General features: G+C 60.9%; 12 protein-coding genes. 4 read left to right on the top strand and 8 right to left on the bottom strand.

Annotated features, from left to right (window positions below):
* Positions 1 to 54: 54 nt before the first annotated feature.
* From ABEA58_RS13270 to ABEA58_RS13245, 6 genes are all read right to left on the bottom strand, one after another.
* On the bottom strand, positions 55 to 3,702 hold the full coding sequence (locus ABEA58_RS13270; protein WP_345552225.1) for an ATP-binding protein: 3,648 nt from the start codon (positions 3,700 to 3,702) through the stop codon (positions 55 to 57).
* Entirely contained in the window at positions 3,692 to 4,558 is an 867-nt protein-coding gene (locus ABEA58_RS13265; protein WP_345552223.1) for a DUF4194 domain-containing protein, read from the bottom strand. Before ABEA58_RS13265 ends, ABEA58_RS13270 begins: the two co-directional genes overlap by 11 nt.
* Positions 4,551 to 6,020 carry a Wadjet anti-phage system protein JetA family protein gene (locus ABEA58_RS13260; RefSeq protein ID WP_345552221.1) on the bottom strand — a complete coding sequence of 490 codons (1,470 nt, stop codon included), beginning with the start codon at positions 6,018 to 6,020 and terminating at the stop codon, positions 4,551 to 4,553. The genes ABEA58_RS13265 and ABEA58_RS13260 overlap by 8 nt, the downstream gene beginning before the upstream one ends.
* Positions 6,021 to 6,034: 14 nt before the next feature.
* Positions 6,035 to 6,250 carry a DUF3012 domain-containing protein gene (locus tag ABEA58_RS13255; protein WP_345552219.1) on the bottom strand — a complete coding sequence of 72 codons (216 nt, stop codon included), beginning with the start codon at positions 6,248 to 6,250 and terminating at the stop codon, positions 6,035 to 6,037.
* Positions 6,251 to 6,350: 100 nt separating this feature from the next.
* A complete protein-coding gene (gene cysS, locus ABEA58_RS13250) occupies positions 6,351 to 7,727 on the bottom strand; it encodes a cysteine--tRNA ligase (RefSeq protein WP_345552216.1) in 1,377 nt (458 codons plus the stop codon).
* A 124-nt stretch (positions 7,728 to 7,851) separates the two neighbouring features.
* Positions 7,852 to 9,525 (bottom strand): glutamine--tRNA ligase/YqeY domain fusion protein, encoded by a 1,674-nt coding sequence (locus ABEA58_RS13245; protein ID WP_345552215.1) that lies wholly within the window; start codon positions 9,523 to 9,525, stop codon positions 7,852 to 7,854.
* 251 nt (positions 9,526 to 9,776) lie between these two features.
* On the opposite strand from ABEA58_RS13245, the gene ABEA58_RS13240 reads away from it, so the two are divergent.
* The 3 genes from ABEA58_RS13240 to ABEA58_RS13230 are packed head-to-tail and all read left to right on the top strand — an operon-like array spanning position 9,777 to position 12,228.
* Complete coding sequence (locus tag ABEA58_RS13240; RefSeq protein WP_345552213.1) at positions 9,777 to 10,286, top strand: peptidylprolyl isomerase; 510 nt, start codon at positions 9,777 to 9,779, stop codon at positions 10,284 to 10,286.
* Positions 10,287 to 10,294: 8 nt separating this feature from the next.
* Positions 10,295 to 11,023 (top strand): UDP-2,3-diacylglucosamine diphosphatase, encoded by a 729-nt coding sequence (locus tag ABEA58_RS13235; protein WP_345552211.1) that lies wholly within the window; start codon positions 10,295 to 10,297, stop codon positions 11,021 to 11,023.
* 50 nt (positions 11,024 to 11,073) lie between these two features.
* Complete coding sequence (locus ABEA58_RS13230) at positions 11,074 to 12,228, top strand: saccharopine dehydrogenase family protein (protein WP_345552209.1); 1,155 nt, start codon at positions 11,074 to 11,076, stop codon at positions 12,226 to 12,228.
* A gap of 102 nt (positions 12,229 to 12,330) precedes the next feature.
* Here the strand turns inward: ABEA58_RS13230 and ABEA58_RS13225 are convergent, their stop codons facing one another.
* Entirely contained in the window at positions 12,331 to 12,819 is a 489-nt protein-coding gene (locus ABEA58_RS13225) for a DUF3429 domain-containing protein (RefSeq protein WP_345552207.1), read from the bottom strand.
* An 80-nt stretch (positions 12,820 to 12,899) separates the two neighbouring features.
* Here ABEA58_RS13225 and ABEA58_RS13220 point away from each other — a divergent pair, with 80 nt between their 5' ends.
* Positions 12,900 to 13,166 (top strand): DUF3081 family protein, encoded by a 267-nt coding sequence (locus tag ABEA58_RS13220; RefSeq protein ID WP_345552205.1) that lies wholly within the window; start codon positions 12,900 to 12,902, stop codon positions 13,164 to 13,166.
* Between the two features lie 95 nt (positions 13,167 to 13,261).
* On the opposite strand, the gene ABEA58_RS13215 is transcribed toward ABEA58_RS13220, so the two are convergent.
* On the bottom strand, positions 13,262 to 13,903 hold the full coding sequence (locus tag ABEA58_RS13215) for a MiaE family protein (protein ID WP_345552203.1): 642 nt from the start codon (positions 13,901 to 13,903) through the stop codon (positions 13,262 to 13,264).
* Between the last annotated feature and the right edge of the window lie 11 nt (positions 13,904 to 13,914).

Here is a 13,914-nt window from a genome sequence, read left to right as displayed (position 1 = left end):
ATACTCCTAAAATGGCCAGTAGGTATACTGCTAAAAAACCGCCGGAATCCCTCCCTAAGAGGGCTCCCCATCCACCAGCTCCATAAAGTCCAGTGACGCCTGCTGGCGAATCGTGCGGCGATGGTTGGCCCACAGTTCCGCAATCCGCTCCCGGTTGCAGACCTTGCGGTCCACATAAACACGGGTGTTCAACTGGCCCACCGGCACGGCACTGGGGCATTTGCTGAAAACGAACTGGTTGGAAATGAGATCCATAAACGGTCCCGACTTGCTGCTGGGCATAATAAACAGCAGCTGCAGGCCCAGTGTCTCGGTCAGATAGCGGATAACCTCTTTGGAACGGGTCTCATCCATCTTCGAGAAAGCCTCATCCACCAGTACCATCTGCAGGTGGCTGGAGCCTTCATTGAAGCGGAACGCCGAGGTGACCGCTGCCGAGCGGATAATATAGGCCGGGGTTTCCAGCTGACCGCCGGAGCCGGTACCGTACTGGCTGAGGGCAATGGGCTCCTTGCCCTCGGGTTCCTTGTAGATTTCGTAATTGCGGTAATTGCGGTAATCACTGATTCGGTCCAGCTCCCGCCGGGCCACCTGCTCATCCTCACTCAGCAGCATATTCAGCAGGCGGTCGCGCACTTTCTGGTGCCGGGAGTCCAGATCCGCATCAAAGAGGCTCTGTTCCTCGCCGAGATTCGGTAACTCGATCACCGCGCGGAAGAAATCCCAATACTCCTTGAACTCGGGCACCCAGCGGTAGGCGAAACGGAAACGCTCGCGGTCGGCGCCGAAGCGGTGGTGCTCCAGTTCCTTGTTCAGGTCGTCCAGCACCTGCTTGCCATCGTTGATGGATTGGTAAATGGCGTGGCACAGGTGGGTTACAAAGGTGGTGTTGAAAGACTTCTTCAACCCCAGAAGCTGCTCATGGCGGTCCACCAGCAAATTGTTTTTCAGGCGATTGCGCAACGCCTCCACCTGGTCGTATAGACCACAGACCAGCCTGAACAGTCGCTCATCGTGGCCCGACGTCAGATCGGGTTCGAAAGCCAGTGTGTCTCCGGTCGAAGTGTCGGCGTTGTATTCCATCACCCCCCGGTCCAGCTGACGACAGTACTTTTCGAGCCGGCCCTGCCACTCCTCCAGCTCCTCAGCAAAGTCGAAGCGCTCCCCTGCCCGCTCGGCCTGCTCATCGGCAAGCCGCAGGACTTCATCGGCCTCGTAATCCGGCGTAATCTGGGCAATGCGCTTGACCGCCGCCTCACAGTCGCAAAGGGCCTCGTCGAGGGTATCCAGTTCAGCGGCGAGAGCCTTGAGCTGCTTGCCGGTGTTTTCCAGGTCCCGCTCCAGCTTGCCCGCCTCATGCTGCAGGCGCGACAGCTGTTGCTGCTGTTCGGCAAGTTGCCCGCGCAATTCCTCCACCTGCGACTCAAGATGCTGGCTGTCGGCCAGATCCAGATTCTCCAGCGCCTGCTCGGCACTGCGCCACTCCCGCTGCGCGGCCAGCGCGGCATCGACGATCGGTGTCAGCGACAGCGGTTGCAGGTCCCGCACGGCAGCCGCCACACGCCGGAACAGCTGGTACTGCTCATTGACCTGGGCCGCTTCTGCCAACAACTGTTCCAGCGCCCGCTGCTGTGCCGCCAGCGCCCGCGCGCGGGCACCCTGACCGAAGACCAGATCGCCGTCCTCAATATCGCAGCGCCACATGCTGTAGCTGCCGCTGGCGACCCCCTCGGCGGTCAGACCCCGACGGGTACGGCGAAGCTCTTCTTCATCGGCGACCTGAAGTACCGAACCGTAAGAAGCGCGCAGGTAGTATTCCGCGGTTCTGTGATTAAAGGACATCAGCTCAACGATCGAGCCCTCGGGCACGGTCGCGCGCTCAGCATCACGGCGGGCCTTGTCACCCTGAATCACCCGGGCACGGCTGCCACGACCAGACAGGTTGCGAACAATACGGATTGCCGTGGCCTCATGCTCCGGCTCGACGATGATGCCAAAGCGCGCACCGCCCAGATAACCTTCAACCGCCATCTGCCAGCGCTCGTCGACCACCTCCACATAATCGCAGAGCACCCTCGGCTCGGCGGCCGGGCACTGCTCGCGAATGGCCGCCACCGCGTGCTCCACCGACTGGGGGTAGCGGACCCGGTTGGCCTGCAGGTGATGAATACGGCTCTCCTGAGCGTGCAGCTGCTTCTGTAGCTGCTGCGCACGCAGCTCCCAGCGGGAAACCTGCTGGGTAATCTGCTCGCGCAGGGGGAGGCTATCGTCCCCCGCCGCCGACTGCTCACCGGTAATCTGCTGCAGCAATTGCAGGTGTAAGCGCTCGGCCTCTACAGCCCGTTCACGCAGCGGCTCCAGTGCGGCCAGGTCGATCCAGTCTTTGCCCAGTAATTTATGCAGATCCGGCAGCTCGTCTTCCCGCGCCACCTGGCGGATGGATTGTACGAGAGACTTGTCGCGCAGCGCTGGAATCTCCAGTTCCGCGGCGGAGCCATTCAGGAGATCGAGAAGCTTTGCCGCCCCCTCGCGGTTGCGCTGCCACTGATCCTGAGCGGCGGACAGGGGGCCGCCCTGCGCAGAGAGCTCGCGATGTGCGCGACTGATGCGCTGCTCCAGTTCGTCTTTGCTGCGCAGGGCGTCGATTCCCAGGCGCTGTGCCTGCAGCTCGACCAGCTCCCGGTTCAGTGCCTCGCTGCGTTCGCCAGCCTGGCGCGCATCCGTGGCGTTGCTTTCCAGATCGGCACGCAGCTGCTGCTGGTTCTTTTTACCGGCGAGATAGGTCTTCTGGACTCGCAGCTGGCGGTGGCGCGCCTGCAGATATTCCTGCACCCGAATCTGCAGCCACTGCTCCCGATAAAGGGTGGCGGACTGTGCGAGCTGCTCAAGAGCGGAAACGCGATCGACAATATGCCGCGCTTCCTGCTCCATGGCGTGAATGGTTTTCATCAGCTCCGATACCGAGCGGATGGCCTCACCCAGATCGCGTTTTTCCAACACTTCCTGGGCGACAAAATCATTGATGCTCTTGACCGGCTTATAGGCCATGAAATTGGCAAAGGTGCGCGCCGCATGCATGGCCTCGCGATCCGGCACGGCGTCGCGGCGGCCGCGCAGTGCTCCATAAAGGCGACGCAGGTAAGCCTTCTTCTTGTCGTATTGCTCGACCTTGTCGAACTGCTTGGCCAGCACGGAGTAGAACTTATCCAGAGGCAGCAGGTGCTTGCCGTCTTTGTATTCGCGCACGAAATCGGTCATGGCCAGCTGCTCACCGGGAAACAGGAAGAACTTCAGGTCGTCCTGTCGCGCCTGTGCGGGCTTGCTGCTGGAATCCAGATGAGCGCGGATGGCCATTACCGCTGTGAAAGGGTCGCTGTCCTCGCCGCTAGTAGGGTGGAAGACGCCGGCGATGTAACAGTCGGTGGGGTCCAGCCGCGCGTAACTGCCATCGTCACAACCCAGCACATAGGAGGCCAGGGTGCGCACCTGCTTGCCGCCGCGGCCGCGCTGGGTGGTTTCATCCTGGCCGGGGTTAAAGGTGAACAGGGTGTCGTGGGCGGCCGTCATCAGTGTCTGGATGGCGTCCGCCGCTGTGGTCTTGCCGGAGCCATTGCCACCGGAAAACAGATTGATGGGGCCGAAGTCATACTCCAGCTGGGGAATATTGCCCCAGTTAATCAGGATCAGCTTTTTAAGAAACACTTTCAGCCTCCCCTGCTACTTTGCTGCTTTCTTCAACATTTACTGCTTCAACATTTCCCGCTTTAACGCCGGCTTCTTCAACACTGGCCTCTTCCACAGGGGCATCCTCGCCACCGGGCACCGCATCTGTTACCCCAACCTCCCCTGCGGCGAACAGGCTGTGCTCCTGACTGGCGGGCGTCATCCGCTCGACAGCATCACTGCTGTCTTGCGGGTTTTGCTCACTTGGCAGCTCGTCTTCCATCAACTGTTGCAGCACACTTTCACTGACGAAGTGGGCGATAGTCGGCCGCACCCGCAGCCAGATTTCTTCCAATGCTTCAGTCTCGTCACCAGCGAACTGCACCAGGCGCAATTGCCGCAGTTTCTTCAACAGAGTGCGACGTTCCGCCATGCGATCCGGCAGAGACATTTTCAGCAAATTGCGCAGGCCAAGTTCCAGCGCTTCCAGAGACAGGGTCACACAACCACTGTCATCCACCTGGCCCTCGCGGAGCGCCTTGTCGTACTCCACCCGCAATACCAGAATGGCCGCCACCTCCTGCTGCGACAGACGCGCGCGGAAACCGCCATGATGCGGCTCTTCCTGATCCGGCATTCCCGGCACCTCGGCGCCCGGCGGATATACGCGGATAAACTGGAAGCGGCTGTCGTGCTGCAAGCGCAGCCCGAGCGGAGACAGCCACTCGCGGATCAACGCCTCGCAGCGCTGGAAGCGATCATAGAGGGTCGCCTCTATCTGGCTCTCGTCGCGGCAGATCACACCGTAGTCCATCAGGCGCACCAGCAGTTCCGAGAACTCCCCACGCGTCACCTGGCACTGTTCCAGTGCTTCTTCCAATGCCTGTTCAATCACTGTCTTTCAGCTCGAGGTAGTATTCGTCGAATTGGGCAAAATAATCATTGCTGGCGGTATTGCCGGTGAACTGCACGGCAATGCGCGGGCCACCATCCTGACTCACCGCTGCCGCTTCCAGCGCGTGGCTCATCGCCAGCAGGTCGCGGGCATTATCCAGTGGCAGATCGCGGCTGTTGACGCGACGCCCCGCCCCCAGGGCCTTGTGCAGGTATTCACGCAGGTCGCCGGAGTTGAAATTAAACGCCTGGTCCAGCCGCTGCTGCAGGAGGATCTCGCGGCGATTGTCCTCCGCCAAAGGCTCGGCATCCTCCATGCGGGTATTCACCGGCTGACGCCGCTGGCGCTGCCACAACTGTGTCTGTTTCGGGTCGAACAGGCGCAACTGGAAACTACCCAGCTGCTGGCCCAAGCGGTCCAGCAGCTGGTCGCGGGCGTCGCTCTCGCCAAGGTTCTGGCACAGATCACTGAAGCCGCCCTGGGATTGACTGTGCAGGTAGCTGAGCTGGCGGATGATGATGTCGGCGCGCTTGGTAAAGCCGTGCAGGGCATGGCGCAGTGCGGGCAGTTTGACCTCACAGGCGCGGCGCATGCGATCTTCGATGGTGTCCAGCATCCACCACAGCAGAGAGCGTCCCTCTTCCACCATTTCCGGCAGCAGCTGGCGCAGGCGGCGCTCCCATTCGGCTTTCTGGTTTTTGTCCTTGCGGCGGATGCGGGCGATCACCCGCCCGATGGCATCGCGATGCTTCTCCACACTGTCGGCGGAGAGGCGGATGGCGAGGTCCGGCTGGAAACGGCTCTCCATAAAAGAGAAAAATTCGTCGGTGGCCTGCTGCACCAGCAGCTTTGCCTCAACCTCACGCACCAGCTCGCGCTTGCGCTCTTCCAGCTCGGCGATCATGTCGGTGAAGTCCGCCACGATCCGCTCGGAATACTCCCAGGCATCGATCAGATCGTGGATTTCACCACGACCGGCAAAGGCTTCCAGTGCATTGAGGGTGTTGCGGGTATTGCGGTGGCGTGTGCGCACGCGGGTGCTGTTGACTTCCACCAGTGGCTGAGTAAACAGGCGGCCGCGCCGGCTGAATGGATAGGAGGCCGCCAGCGTGGCGCTGTCCACCTGTTTTTCGAGCCAGCCGAATTCCACCAGACTGTTGAGCACCCACACCGCCTGCTCGCGCAGGCTGCGAAAACGGTGCTCTTTGCTAGTGGCGCCGGTATCGGCTCCCGCCTGCGTTGAGCGGCCTGATTCATCCACATCGTCGCTATCGAGCTGCGGTGCGCGGGTTAGTGCCTCACTGAAGATTTCAAGGATCTGCTCGCGAGCGAGGGATTCCCCATAATCCGCCTTGGCGGTATACAGGCGCTCATACAGCAGGCGCAGACATTCAACCACCTGCTCCCGGTATTTGCCGGTGAGCGGGCGGAAGAAGTGCTGATAATGGTCGGCGAAAAACAACCGTTGGCTTCCGTTTATTCCTGGTCCGGTTTCTGGTTCAGGACACAGTAGCGGGTGTAGTCACCGGCGTCCTCCAGCGTCCACTTGCCCTTGGGCAATTCGTCCATCTTTTTGCACCAGGCATCGGAGCCACGCTTGGGGCTGCAGCCGGCAAGACTGGCAACGAGAAGCACGGAAATCGAAAAAGCGAGAAACTGTTTCATGATGGCCTTGTACTTTTCTGGGTGCATTGAGATGCACGTTCTTGATTGTTGATGACCGATCCAAGCCATTTAGGGGCGTCGCCGCCGGCCCCCTAAACGCAATGCAAACTAGGTGCAAGGGAAACCGCTACTCACGGCGCCATTTGGTGCCCTCGCGGCTGTCCTCCAGCACCACACCCTGCGCCTTCAACACTTCGCGGATCTCGTCGGCGCGGGCGTAATTGCGGTCTTTCTTGCTCTGCTGGCGTTCTGCGATCAGCGTTTCGATCTCGCCTTCCGAGATACTTTCACGGCCGCCGCGGGCCTGCTTAAACCAGGCCTCCGGGTCCTGCTGCAGAATGCCGAGCATGTCACCAGCGGCCAGCAGCAGACCTTTCTGCTGCGGCTTATCGGAATCACCGGTGCGATTCAGCTCCTTGGCCATCTGATGCAGCTCGCTGATGGCCACTGGCGTATTGAGGTCGTCTTCCAGCGCCGCCATAAAGGCGCTGCCAGCGAGGTCGGACTCCGCCGCGGCGACATCTTCCACATCCCGCAGGAAACCGTAGAGGGTATCGAGGCTGCGCCAGGCCTGGTCGAGCAGATCGGCACTGAAATTCAGTTCCGAACGATAATGGGCGCTCAACAGGGCAAAACGCAGCACTTCACCAGGATATTGCTGCAGCAGATCATTGACCATGCGGAAATTGCCCAGGGATTTGGACATTTTCTCGCCGTCGATATTCACATAGCCATTGTGCATCCAGTAGCGCACGAAATCTGTGCCGTTGGCGCAGCAGCTCTGCGCGCGCTCGTTCTCGTGATGGGGGAAGGTCAGGTCGCGGCCACCGCCGTGGATATCGATGGTGTCACCCAGGTGCTTTTTGATCATCGCCGAGCACTCCAGGTGCCAGCCCGGACGCCCGCGTCCCCAGGGGCTGTCCCAACCGGGCTCATCCTCTTTGGAGGGCTTCCACAGCACGAAGTCGCCGGCGTACTTCTTGTAGGGCGCCACCTCGACCCGCGCCCCGGCCAGCATGTCGTCGAGGGAGCGCTTGGACAGCTTGCCGTAGTCCGCCATGGAGTCCACCGCGAACAGCACGTGGCCCTCGGCCGCATAGGCGTGGCCCTTTTCCAGCAGCTGCTCGATCATGGCGATCATTTCCGGCAGGTGCTGGGTGGCGTAGGGAATGATGTCCGGCTCGAGATTATTCAGCGCCGCCATATCATCGAAATAAGCCTGGGCGAAACGCGCGGAAAGGGTGCCGATATCCTCGCCCTGGTCGCGGGCGGCCTTCATGATCTTGTCGTCTATATCGGTGATATTGCGCGCGTAGACCACATCACTGTAGTTGCGCTTCAGCAGCCGGTAGAGCGTATCGAACACCACCGCCGGGCGGGCATTGCCGATATGCACCCGGTTATACACGGTGGGACCACACACATACATGCGCACCCGGTCTTCCACCAGCGGCTTAAAGTCTTCTTTCTGTCCAGAGAATGTGTTGTGGAGCTGTAAAGCCATAAATCCTTTCGCGCTTGAGTTCGTTGCAGCCCGGCTCGCGGACTTGTATCAGCGGGTGCCGGCGCTGCCGGCACCCGCTCCGTTTCCGGGTTGTATTTCCGGCTTCAGAGGCCGGCTTCTGAGGTTAGTTGCCCTGCTCTTTGGCCCAGGAGTCCCGCAGGCCGATGGTGCGATTGAACACCGGCTTGTCGGCGGTACCGTATTTGCTGTCACGGCAGAAATAACCGTTGCGCTCAAACTGGTAACCCTGCTCCGGTTCGGCCCTGGCCAGGCCGATTTCCGCTTTGCAGCCACTCAGCACCTTGAGGTTTTGCGGATTCACGTAATCGAGGAAATTCTTGCCTCCCGCATCGGGAGCAGGATCGTTGAACAGGCGGTCATAGAGGCGCACTTCGCAGTCCACATTGTGATCGGCGGACACCCAGTGAATCACGCCCTTGGGCTTGACCCCATCCGCCGGATCCTTGCCACGAGTGTCCAGGTCCACCGAGCAGAGCAGTTCCACAATCTCACCGGCCTCGTCCTTGATCACCTCGTCCGCCTGAATCACATAGGCGTTGCGCAGGCGGACCTTCTTACCCAACACCAGGCGCTTGTACTTCTTGTTGGCCTCCTCGCGGAAATCCTCCTTCTCGATGTACAGGGTGCGCGTGAAGGGCAGTTCGCGGGCCGGCAGGTCTTCGCGCACCGGGTGGCCGGGGGCGCTCAACATCTCCTTCTGCCCTTCCGGATAATTGGTGAGAGTGACTTTTAGGGGGTCCATCACGCACATGGCGCGGGGCGCGTTCTTGTCCAGGTCGTCACGGATGCAGTATTCCAGCATGCCCACATCCACTACGGAGTCGGAACGGGTGACGCCAATCATCTCGCAGAAGCTGCGGATAGCCGCAGGGGTAACACCGCGGCGGCGCAGGCCCGACAGGGTCGGCATACGCGGGTCGTCCCAGCCGTCCACATGCTTTTCGTCCACCAGCTGCTTGAGCTTGCGCTTGGAGACCACGGTGTAGTTCAGGTTAAGCCGCGCAAATTCATACTGGCGCGGGCGCGTCGGCACCGGCAGGTTGTCGATAAACCAGTCGTAGAGGGGCTTGTGGTCCTCGAACTCCAGAGTACAGATGGAGTGGCTGATTCCCTCGATGGCATCCGACTGGCCATGGGCGAAGTCGTAGCTGGGGTAGACACACCATTTGTCGCCGGTCTGGTGATGGGCCATCTTTTTGATGCGGTAGATCACCGGGTCACGCAGGTTGATGTTCGGCGCCGCCATATCGATCTTGGCGCGCAGGCTGCACTCGCCTTCCTGCATCTCACCGTTTTTCATCTGCTCGAACAGCGCCAGGTTCTCTTCGACGCTGCGCTCGCGGTAAGGACTGTTCCTGCCCGGCTCTGTCAGGGTGCCGCGGTACTCGCGGGCCTGCTCGGGATTCAGATGACAAACATAGGCCTTGCCCTCGCGAATCAGGTACAGGGCCCATTCGTACAGCTGGTCGAAGTAATCAGAGGTGTACTTGGCGCCGTCGGCCCACTCAAAGCCCAGCCAGGACACATCCCGCTGGATGGCCGCCACATACTCTTCTTCTTCCTTGGCGGGGTTGGTATCGTCAAAGCGCAGGTTACAGCGACCGCCAAACTCGCCGGCAAGGCCAAAGTTCAGGCAGATGGACTTGGCGTGGCCAATATGCAGGTAGCCGTTGGGCTCCGGCGGAAAACGGGTAACCACCTGCGACACACGGCCCTCGGCCAGATCTTCGCGAATGATGTTCTGCAGAAAGTGAGCGGGTTTGCTCTCGGATGTCATAGGATTCTCTACATACAGCTGCGGCTAGGGATCGCAGGCGCCTGCCGCCATCCCGTGAGTCAGGTTAAGCGGCGGATTATAACTCAGTTGTAGCGCATAACACCGGTTGACACATCGCGATGCAACCGGCAGGCCCACAGGCATCTCACCGCGGCCATTTTTTGACCAAGCGCAAATTGGCAGCGCGATTCTTTTGACCCCCACCGACGACAAGGTATGATGCGCGCCGAGTTGAATCTTTAGGACGTTTTATGATCACCCTGCACACCACTCATGGCGACATCGCCATCGAACTCGACTTCGACAAGGCCCCGAAGACCGCGGCCAACTTCCTGCAGTACTGCCGCGATGGCTTCTACACCGGGACCATCTTTCACCGGGTGATCGACAACTTCATGGTCCAGGGCGGCGGCATGACCCCGGACATGGAGCAGAAGCCCGGCCGCGACCCGATTGAGAACGAAGCGGACAACGGTCTCAAGAATGACACCGGCACCCTGGCCATGGCCCGCACCATGGACCCCCACTCCGCCAGCTCGCAGTTCTTTATCAACGTAAAGGACAACGATTTCCTCAACCACCGCAGCAAAGACTCGCAGGGCTGGGGCTATTGCGTGTTCGGCAAGGTGGTCGACGGCATGGACGTGGTCAACAAGATCAAGAGCGTCAAAACTGGCAGCCGGGGCTTCCATCAGGATGTACCGCTGGACGCCATCGAAATCACCGGCGTGAGCATTTCCGACGACTACGCAGACAAGTAAGGCCGGCTTTGACGACCTACCTCATCTCCGACCTGCATCTCGACGAGAGCCGTCCGGCCATTACGGCGGCTTTCTATGCGTTCCTGCGCACCCAGGCCGCCGGCGCCGAGGCCCTGTACATTCTCGGCGACTTTTTCGAGGTGTGGGTTGGCGATGATGACGACTCCCCATTCGCCGAAGAAGTGGCGCAAGCACTGAAGTGCTACAGCGCAACCGGTGTCGAGCTCTACCTGATGCACGGCAACCGCGACTTCCTGCTCGGTGAGGAGTTCGCCCGCCGCGCCGGCGCAGTGCTGCTGCCGGACCCCAGCCCGGTCCGGCTGGGCGGTCGCGAGGTACTGCTGATGCACGGCGACAGCCTGTGCACCCGCGACGGCGAATATATGGCCTTTCGCCAGCAGGCCCGCAACCCCCAGTGGCAGGCAGCCCTGCTGGCCAAGCCCCTCGATGAGCGCCGCCAGATCGCCGCGCAGATTCGCGCCGCCTCCAAATCCATGAACAGCCTCAAGGCCGAGGACATCATGGATGTCACCCCCGAAGAAGTGGAAAAAGCACTGCGCACTCACGGAGTGCGCACCCTGATCCACGGCCATACCCACCGCCCCGCCCACCACACGCTGGATCTCGACGGTGAAAACGCCGAACGCATCGTGCTCGGCGACTGGGGTAATGAAGGCTGGTGCATCCGCGCCGACGACACAGACCTGAAACTGATCCACTGGCCCATCACTTCCTGATATTCTCGTCCTGCGGGGAATCAGCCGACAAAAGGAATCGGAAGCGGGACATGGTCAGCAATTACAGAAAGCGCGTACTTATTTTGGGTGGCTACGGCAGTTTCGGTGCGCGCATCGCGCAGATGCTCGCCAGCGACCCGAACATCCAGTTGATCATCGCCGGCCGCGACAAGCACCGCGCCGACCTCTGCGCCTCGCGCCTGCCCAACCTTGCCGAAGGCCTGCGCCTCGAGCGCGACGCTGTCAATCTGGCCGCGCAGCTCAAGGCACTGCACCTCGACCTGCTGATTCACTGCGCCGGCCCCTTCCAGAACCAGGACTATCGCGTCGCCGAGGCCTGCATCGAGGCCCGCACCCCCTATATCGACATAGCCGATGGGCGCCGTTTCGTATGCGACTTCCAGCGCCTGTCATCGAAGGCCGAAGCCGCTGGTATCTCGCTGGTCACCGGCGCCAGCACCCTGCCGGCCCTCAGTTCCGCGGTGCTGGCGAAACTCGCCGGCGACTATTCCCGGCTCGACAGCGCCCGCATCGATATCGCACCGGGCCACCGCATCGAACGGGGCCTGGCCATGGTGCGGGCCGGTTTCGAATCCCTGGGGGAAAACTTCCCGGCTCTGCGCAAGGGGCAGTGGCGCGAGACTTTCGCCGGCAAGCACCTGCGCCGGGTGCGCATGGCCCACCCGGTGGGTGAGCGCTGGGTGTGCGATTTGGATGTGCCCGACCTCGAACTGTGGCCGCGCGCATTTCCGGAACTGACGGACGTGCGCTTTGGAACCGGTGTGCAACCGCGCCCCCTGCAGCTGGGACTGGCCGCCTGCGCCCACCTCAACCGCCTGCGCCTGCCGGCAACCGGCCCCTGGTTGGCAAAGCTTGGGCACCGGCTCGCGGCCCGCTGGCCCGGTGGCTCCCCCCATGGCGGCATGCAGATTCTGCTGCGCGGTAAAGACCGCAACGGACAGCCCCTGTCGCGCCGCTGGCAGATACTGGGCCTGTCCGGGGACGGCCTGTGGATACCCGCCGCACCCGCGGCGGCGCTGGCCCGAAAGGTTCTGGCCGGCCAGGGCCCCGGGCCCGGTGCCAGTGTCTGCTGGCAAATGCTGAGCATGGAGGAAATTTTACGGGAGCTGACGCCCTACTCTGTGGTGACAGCCGTGGAAACTCTGCAGCCCCGGGGAATCATCCGGCGCCCGGCAACGGCATAGTCACCGCAACATCACCATCGCCATAATGCCCGGCGCCAGCACAGGTCTGACGCCGGCATACAGCCATCATGACCTCGCAGAAGGCTGCCGCGATAATCGGGCTTATACCCCGGCAGCCCGCCAGATCAGCAATCCCACCATCAGCAAATGACAGCCGATCACCAGGTAGCTGACCCGGCTGCGGGCACGAAAATAGTTGCGCAGGCGTCGCGCATTGGGATTTAGTCGGGCCTCCTGCCAGACCACAAAGGCAAATCCCAGAGCCAGCAGCAAAAGCCCCCACACACTGACGCTGGACAGCAGGAGACCGGCCCAGGCCGCCAGCGCCACGCCATTGCTCTGCAGTGCCAGAGCCAGCCGGTGCGGATGGCCTGGCCGATTGAGCGCCCCGCTCCACCAGATTCCCGCGAGAAAACTCAGGATACAAGCGCTGTAAGCTGTAAACAGCAGACGTCCAGAGACGCCGAACAAGTCAATCCCCCGCCACGCCACCCAGATTCCAACCAGAAAGGGCAGCACACCGGCATAGGCAAGGCCATTAAACAATGGCGTAGCTTCCGTGGAGGCCGAATTGTCGAGGGAGTCCTTCATGTACGCTAAGCTGACAGGCGGATGGAGATGAATAAGCTTAGCGCGGCCAAAGTGGCAGAGCCTGATTAAGGGGAAACAGCATGGATATAGAACACAAAGTAGACGTCAAGCAGGCTCTGAGGGTATTCGACAAAGTCACCAAGAATGGCGAAAAACGAGAGGATGGCTGGCACTACCGGGGACTGACCTGCAGCACCGATTTTGACGGCTACACCGTGTATATCAGCAACGGCAAGACTCTACTGACCGTGTTCTTCCACAATAAATTTACCGTCGACTATGCCAACCCAGTGGAGCTGGAAGAGCTTGTCGACCTCTTGGCAAAGGTCGACCGCGCCGACGACTGAGACAGTTTAATAAGGCCTGATCAGCATAAGCATGACGATAGTCATGGGTCACGGATCATGGCTCATGGCCTGGGAGTTTTAGTCCGCTCACCCATTCAGACTGTGACTTCGGGCGCGCCACTGTGGAAACGGAACTCACCATCCGGGCTTTCCACCAGCTCCCGCTCCACCTGCAGCAACTCCTGCACACGGTCGCTGATGTCCTTCCCCGCCACCTTTTTCGCCAGCGCCAGATAATCGCGGAAATGACGCGCCTCAGACTTGAGCAGGGAAAAATAGAACTTCTGCAGCTCATCATCGAGCTGAGGAGCAATGCGGGCAAAGCGCTCACAGGAGCGCGCCTCGATAATAGCGCCGCAAATCAGCGTATCCACCAGCCGCGCGGGTTCGCCGTTGCGCACTTGCTGTCGCAGCCCGGCAGCGTAGCGGGATGCACTCACATGGGGATAAGGGATTCCGCGCTTCTCCATAATCGCCAGCACCTGCTCAAAATGACGCAACTCCTCCCGCGCCAGGCGCGACATCTTGTGCAGCAGTTCAAAGTCATCGAGATAACGGAACATCAAATTCAAAGCCGTTCCGGCGGCCTTCTTCTCGCAGTTGGCGTGATCCACCAGCATCAGAGCCGGTTCAGCCAGGGCAGCCTGCACCCAGGCATCAGGGGTCGGGCACAGCAGGAACGCGTGGATAGCTGAGAGGTCGGGAATAGCTGGGACATCGGAGACGGCTTGATTCATAACGGATCTGC

Source organism: Microbulbifer aestuariivivens (assembly GCF_039545115.1).
GTDB lineage: Bacteria > Pseudomonadota > Gammaproteobacteria > Pseudomonadales > Cellvibrionaceae > Microbulbifer > Microbulbifer aestuariivivens.
Note: the sequence above shows the minus strand (reverse complement) of the source record. Positions and strands in the feature narration are given on the sequence as shown.